General features: G+C 58.1%; 7 protein-coding genes. 5 read left to right on the top strand and 2 right to left on the bottom strand.

All coding sequences use genetic code 11. The features are described 5' to 3' along the window. Positions 1-8: 8 nt before the first annotated feature. Positions 9-617 (bottom strand): peroxiredoxin, encoded by a 609-nt coding sequence (locus NW820_RS02530; protein ID WP_011433828.1) that lies wholly within the window; start codon positions 615-617, stop codon positions 9-11. A gap of 170 nt (positions 618-787) precedes the next feature. On the opposite strand from NW820_RS02530, the gene NW820_RS02525 reads away from it, so the two are divergent. After that, entirely contained in the window at positions 788-1,054 is a 267-nt protein-coding gene (locus NW820_RS02525) for a hypothetical protein (protein ID WP_414342165.1), read from the top strand. A 58-nt stretch (positions 1,055-1,112) separates the two neighbouring features. On the opposite strand, the gene NW820_RS02520 is transcribed toward NW820_RS02525, so the two are convergent. Further along, positions 1,113-1,388, bottom strand: coding sequence for a DUF1830 domain-containing protein (locus NW820_RS02520; RefSeq protein ID WP_414329177.1), 276 nt, complete (start codon positions 1,386-1,388; stop codon positions 1,113-1,115). A gap of 258 nt (positions 1,389-1,646) precedes the next feature. Here NW820_RS02520 and glpX point away from each other — a divergent pair, with 258 nt between their 5' ends. The 4 genes from glpX to typA form a co-directional block, all read left to right on the top strand. Then, positions 1,647-2,690 (top strand): class II fructose-bisphosphatase, encoded by a 1,044-nt coding sequence (glpX, locus tag NW820_RS02515; RefSeq protein WP_414342167.1) that lies wholly within the window; start codon positions 1,647-1,649, stop codon positions 2,688-2,690. 325 nt (positions 2,691-3,015) lie between these two features. Next, positions 3,016-4,311: a glutamyl-tRNA reductase gene (locus tag NW820_RS02510; RefSeq protein WP_414373848.1), complete on the top strand. Its 1,296-nt coding sequence runs from the start codon at positions 3,016-3,018 to the stop codon at positions 4,309-4,311. A gap of 107 nt (positions 4,312-4,418) precedes the next feature. Further along, positions 4,419-4,526 (top strand): photosystem II reaction center protein Ycf12/Psb30, encoded by a 108-nt coding sequence (gene psb30, locus NW820_RS02505; protein WP_011433833.1) that lies wholly within the window; start codon positions 4,419-4,421, stop codon positions 4,524-4,526. 168 nt (positions 4,527-4,694) lie between these two features. Next, a partial coding sequence (typA, locus tag NW820_RS02500; protein WP_414406601.1) for a translational GTPase TypA occupies positions 4,695-6,487 on the top strand: 1,793 nt, incomplete at its 3' end.

Here is a 6,487-nt window from a genome sequence, read left to right as displayed (position 1 = left end):
GGGCCAACCTACTTGGCAATCGCCGCGAAGAACTCCTTGGATTTCACTGGGTCGGGGTGCATGGTTTTCTGGCCGGGCTGCCAGTTGGCCGGGCAAACTTCATCGGGGTGAGATTGCACGTATTGGATAGCTTGCAGGGTGCGCAAGGTTTCATCCACACTACGGCCAAAGGCCAGGTTGTTAATGGTGGCGTGCTGGATGATCCCTTCTTTGTCGATGATGAACAGGCCGCGCAGCGCCACACCCGCTTCCGGATCCAGGACATTGTAGGCAGCGCTGATCTCCTTTTTCAGGTCAGAGACCAGAGGATACCTCAGCTCACCCACCCCTCCAGCCTTGCGGTCGGTTTGAATCCAGGCCAGGTGAGAGTATTCGCTATCCACTGAAACACCCAGGATCTCGGTATCCAGCTTGGCAAAGTCGTCATAGCGGTCGCTGAAGGCCGTGATCTCCGTTGGGCAGACAAAGGTGAAGTCCAAGGGGTAGAAGAACAGCACCACATACTTCTTACCCCTGTAGTCGGAGAGCTTCACCGTCTTGAATTCCATGTCATAGACGGCGGTGGCGGAAAAATCGGGAGCGGGCTGCCCCACTCGCAGGCATCCTTCCTGAGACATAAATCAACGCTCCTTGCGGTAAAGTGCAAATGTAAACCAAACCTAACATACCATACTCATAATGACTCTGCCTTAACTCGATAGATAGCGACGGATCCCAACTGCCGGGATCCGGATAATGCCCATTTTTCCATGCTGATCGGCTCAGCTCTGCAAGGGATCCTGTTGTCATGAGAGTGGCGCTGGAGTTCCTCTATCACTTCTGTTGTGACCGCTGTCGGCGGTGGTGGAGCCAGGCCGATGTGGAGCCCCAACCTGGGGATCGCCTGTATTGCCCCTATTGCGGCCATCAAAATTGTGTGGAGCGCATCGATACCTTTCGCAATGCTGCGCGGGGCAGTTGCCTGACCCGTCCCCCCGATGCCCCTTCTCCAGAGCCGCGTCCGCCCTCTGAAAAACTCGGGGATCGGCCTCAGGAGAAGCGATCCCCAATCTAGTTATCCTGGGCAAACCCAGTCCTCTTGCCCCTATGGGGCAGCCAGCCGCTAAAGCCTGTCAACCGTTCAACGCATCCGCCAGAGTTCCCCGTTGCGAAGATGACCACAGGTAGAGGTCAACCTCAGGCGAGGAAGAATCCACCAGATGGCGACAGGGGCGGCGCTCTTCCAGGATGGTGGTGGAGCAGCAGCAACTGTAAACTTCCAGATAGTCGTCCGGCTCCGCCTCAAAAATCGCCTGCTGGCCGGGGAAGAGGGTGCGCTCCCAGTGGCCGGGGATCGTGCGGATCACCTGAACCTGTCCGGAACGGTTGACAAAAGCGTATCTTTTCATTGCGTTTTTTTAATGGTGTTAAGAAAAACTTATTGCCCTTAAAATAGGCTACCATCCCTGATCCCCAAGCGGCAATAGTAAGCCGCCAAGACGGGGATCGCTCTTCCTGACTGGCTTTGGGAGATTTGTTCTCTCAGCTTATTGGGGTTGAGAGAATGGGATCCCGAGGAGAAGCCTGCCCTGGTAAACTGAGGGGAAGAGTCTGAAGATATCCTTAAGTTGGCCTTCACCATTCCGAGATCAGCAAGGGGGCACACCGTGGACAACAAGTTGGGGCTAGAGATCATCGAAGTCGTGGAGCAGGCTGCCATTGCCGCCGCCCGCTGGATGGGCAAAGGGGACAACAAGACTGCGGATCAGGTGGCTGTAGAGGCCATGCGGGAGAAACTCAACCAGATCCCTATGCGCGGTCGCATCGTCATCGGGGAAGGAACCCGCGATGAGGCCCCCATGCTCTACATCGGCGAAGAAGTGGGCATCTGTACCCGCCCGGATGCTGAGCAGTTCTGCCGTGTGGAAGAGCTGGTGGAGATCGATATTGCTGTGGATCCCTGCGAGGGCACCAACCTGGTGGCCAAAGGCCAAAATGGCTCCATGGCGGTGCTGGCCATCTCTGAGAAAGGTGGCCTTCTCCATGCCCCGGACATCTACATGCAAAAGCTGGCGGCTCCGCCCCAGGCCAAGGGCAAGGTGCACATCGACTATCCGCCAGAGAAAAATCTCAAGATCATCGCCGAAAGCCTGGATCGGGAGGTGTCGGATCTGACGGTGGTGGTCATGGATCGCAAGCGCCACCTCGATCTGATTCGCCAAATTCGAGAGGCGGGGGCGCGGGTGAAGCTGATTACCGATGGCGACATCTCGGCGGCTCTCTCGGCAGGCTTCAATGGCACCGGCATTCATGCCCTGATGGGGATCGGGGCTGCTCCTGAGGGGGTGATCTCGGCAGCTGCTCTGCGGTGCTTGGGCGCCCACTTCCAAGGTCGGCTGATCTACGATCCCGAAGTAGTTCAGGCGGGCACCTACTTGCCACCCGTGGAGGAAACGCGACGGGAACTCAAAGAAAAAGGCATTGAGGATCCCGACAAGGTGTGGGAGTGTGAGGAGCTGGCCAGTGGCAAGGAAGTCCTCTTTGCTGCCACCGGGATCACCGATGGTGACTTGATGCGCGGGGTGCGCTTCTTCGGGGGCGGGGCCCGCACCGAGACCTTGGTGATCTCCAGCCAATCCCGCACGGTGCGCTTTGTGGATACCATCCACATGAAAGATGGCCAGCAGCCCCGCGGACTGCAGCTGCGCTAAGGGATCCCTATCTAACATCCTCGCAGATCGGGGCGGCTTTCCCCTGGTGAAGGTCGCCCTTGCCTTTTTGGGAAAGTTACGAAATCTATCAAGCCCCAACCCGTGAAAACGTAATAACTCTTCAGCAAAATCCGGCAAAACCGGTTCGATACTGGTCTTAGGGTTTAGGTAGGCTGAGAAAAGTTACCTAAGCTTGCTGGAACCGAGTCAAGGGATCCCCCATATCGGTTACAGCTTTTGCCTTCTCTCTGAAACAATATTTGCTTTTGTTCAGAGTTTTTGTTTTTAATAACTTTTGCTGTTGCTGTACAGACGACGGAGAGGCATGTTTATCGCGGTTGTCGGTCTTAGCCATCGCACAGCTCCTGTGGAGATTCGGGAGCGCCTCAGCATCGCGGAGGCGGAGGTGGGAGAGACGATCCAGCAGCTTCGCGCCCACCCCCACATTGAGGAGGCTGCGATCCTCAGCACCTGTAACCGGCTGGAGGTCTACATCGTCACCTCAGAAATGGAGAGTGGTGTCCGGCAGACGATGCAGTTCTTGGCTGAGCTGAAAGGGATCCCCTTGCCCCAACTGCGTCCGCACCTGTTTACCCTTCTTTACCAGGATGCGGTAACCCACCTGATGCGGGTGGCTGCCGGGCTAGATAGCTTGGTGCTGGGAGAAGGGCAGATCCTCTCGCAGGTGAAAAAAGCCCAGCAACTGGGCCAAGCCTGCAACGGCATGGATCGCATCCTCAATCGCCTTTTTAAGGCAGCCATTACCGCCGGCAAGCGCGTCCGTACCGAAACGGAGATCGGCACCGGCGCCATGTCCATCAGCTCGGCAGCGGTGGAGTTGGCTCTGCAAGAGCAGGGATCCCTCTCTCAGGGCAAAGTTACCGTGGTGGGGGCGGGGAGAATGGCCCGTCTGCTGGTGCAGCACCTGTTGGCCAAAGGGGCAGTCGATATCACGGTGGTCAACCGCTCCCTGGAGCGGGCCGAAGCCCTGGCCAAGCAATTCGAGCAGCCGATCCAGGTGCTGCCTTGGGAGTCGCTGCTGAACAGTGTGGCCGAGTCCAACTTGGTCTTCACCAGCACCGGTGCCACCCAGCCGATCCTCACCTACCAGCAACTGGCAGGGGTGCTGCAGCCAGATCAGCCGCTGTTGTTGGTGGATATCTCTGTGCCCCGCAACATCGATCCCGACGTGGAAAAGCTGAAGGGGGTACAGGTGTTCAATGTGGATCACCTCTCCCGCATCGTGGAAGAAAACCGCGCCCAACGGCAAAAGCTGGCTCTGGCTGCCGAAGCCCTGGTGGAAGAGGAGGTGGATCAATTCATGGAGTGGTGGCGTTCTCTGGAGACGGTGCCCACCATTTCCAGCCTGCGCCACAAGGTGGAGTCCATCCGCGAGCAGGAGATGGAAAAAGCTCTCTCCCGCCTGGGCAAGGACTTTGCCGAGAAGCACCTGGAGGTGATCGACGCCTTGACCCGCGGCATCGTCAACAAGATCCTGCACGACCCGATGGTGCAACTGCGGGCCAAACGGGATATTGAGGCGCGGCGGGCAGCCATGCGGATCTTGCAGGAACTGTTCAACCTGGATCCGGTGGTGTTTCAAGCCCAGCAGGAGCGCTAGGGATCCCTTGGCGAAGAGCGCATGACTTGAAGAATTGTAACAGCTCTCCCATCTGGGGTGGAGGGCACCCCTTAGGATACAAAGCGTAAGCCACAGGATCTGGGATTATGTTCGGACAATACGAAGTTTTTGTGCAGTTGGCCCTGCTGGCCTTGATTGTCTTGGCAGGCCCGGCGGTCATCCTGCTGCTCTATCTGCGCGGCGCCGATATGTAGGGGATCCCTCTGGATATTGAGGCAGTCGGGATAACCCTTTGGGAGTGCTGGGGCTAAGCCCAAAGCCAGGAGTGTTTAGCAACGTAACGCTCCTTTGCGTTAGAGTTGTAAAGAAATCCCTAGGGCACTCCTGCTTGTAGGGCGACATCCTGCTGGTCAATGGTTAATATGTCACTCCCCATCCGCAACGTTGCCATCATCGCCCACGTCGACCACGGCAAAACTACCCTTGTGGATGCCCTGTTACGCCAGGCGGGCATCTTTCGGGAGGGGGAAGACATTCCCACCTGTGTGATGGACTCCAACACGCTGGAGCGGGAGCGGGGCATTACCATCTTGGCCAAAAACACAGCCGTCCGCTACGGCGAAACCTTGATCAACATCGTCGACACCCCTGGCCACGCCGATTTCGGGGGCGAGGTGGAGCGGGTGCTGGGGATGGTGGAGGGCTGCTTGTTGATCGTGGATGCCAACGAAGGCCCGATGCCGCAAACCCGCTTTGTGCTGCGCAAAGCCTTGGAGAAGGGCCTGCGCCCAATTGTGGTGGTCAACAAGATCGATCGGCCTCGCGCCGAGCCCTACAAAGCCGTCGACAGGGTGCTGGATTTGTTCTTGGAGCTGGGGGCAGACGAAGACCAGTGCGACTTCCCCTATCTATTTGCCTCTGGGTTGCGCGGCTTTGCCCTGGAAGAAGCCCATCTCAAAGACTTTCTGGAAGGGAAGTACAGCGGATCCCTGGATATGAAGCCTCTTTTCGAGGCCATTCTCAAGCATGTCCCACCTCCCATTGGGGATCCCGGCAAGCCCCTGCAGCTGCAGGTCACCACGCTGGAGTATTCGGAATACCTGGGCCGGATTGTGATCGGCAAGATCCACAACGGCACCATCCGCCTGGGGGATCCATTGGCAGTGGTGAAAGAGGATGGATCCATTGCCAAGGGCAAAGTAACCAAGCTGTTCGGCTTTCAGGGGCTGCAGCGCATCGAGCTGACGGAAGCCACCGCCGGCCACATTGTCGCCGTGGCGGGGTTTGCCGAGGCCAACATCGGCCACACCCTCACCTCTCCCGAAAATCCCCAGGCTCTGCCGCTCATCAAAGTGGACGAGCCGACGCTGCAGGTGATGATCGGTGTCAACGATTCTCCCTTCGCCGGGCAAGAGGGTACTTTTGTAACTTCGCGGCAACTGCGGGAGCGCCTGATGCGGGAGCTGGAAACCAACGTGGCGCTGCGGGTGGAAGAAACCGACTCGCCGGATCGCTTTTTGGTGTCGGGGCGAGGCGAGCTGCACCTGGGCATCCTGCTAGAAACCATGCGGCGGGAAGGCTATGAGTTTCAGGTGGGGCAACCGAAGGTGATTTTCCGCGAGGTCAACGGCCAGCCCTATGAGCCCTATGAGTGTTTGGTGCTGGATGTGCCGGAAGCGACGGTGGGGGCCTGCATCGAGCGGCTGGGGCAACGGCGGGGAGAAATGCAGAACATGATGGTGGGATCCGATGGTCGGGCTCAGCTGGAGTTTGTCATTCCGGCGCGAGGGCTGATCGGCTTTCGGGGGGAGTTTATCCGCATCACCCGCGGCGAGGGGATCATGAGCCACAGCTTTTTGGAATACCGTCCCCTGACCTCTGAGATGGAAATGCGCCGCAACGGGGTGCTGATTGCTTTTGAAGAAGGGGTGGCCACTACCTATGCCCTCAAGAATGCGGAAGATCGAGGTGTATTCTTTATTACGCCAGGTACCCGCGTTTACAAGGGCATGATCGTGGGCGAGCACAACCGTCCCCAAGACTTGGAGCTGAACGTCTGCAAGACCAAGCAACTGACCAACCACCGGGCTGCGGGCGGGGAGGAGCTGGTGCACTTGCAAGCGCCGGTGGAGATGACCCTGGAGCGGGCTTTGGAATACATCGGCGAGGATGAGCTGGTGGAGATCACGCCCCAGTCGGTGCGCCTGCGCAAGGC

The organism is Synechococcus sp. R55.7 (assembly GCF_047461955.1).
GTDB lineage: Bacteria > Cyanobacteriota > Cyanobacteriia > Thermostichales > Thermostichaceae > Thermostichus.
The sequence above is the reverse complement of the archived record's forward strand: the minus strand, read 5'-3'. Positions and strand labels throughout refer to the sequence as shown.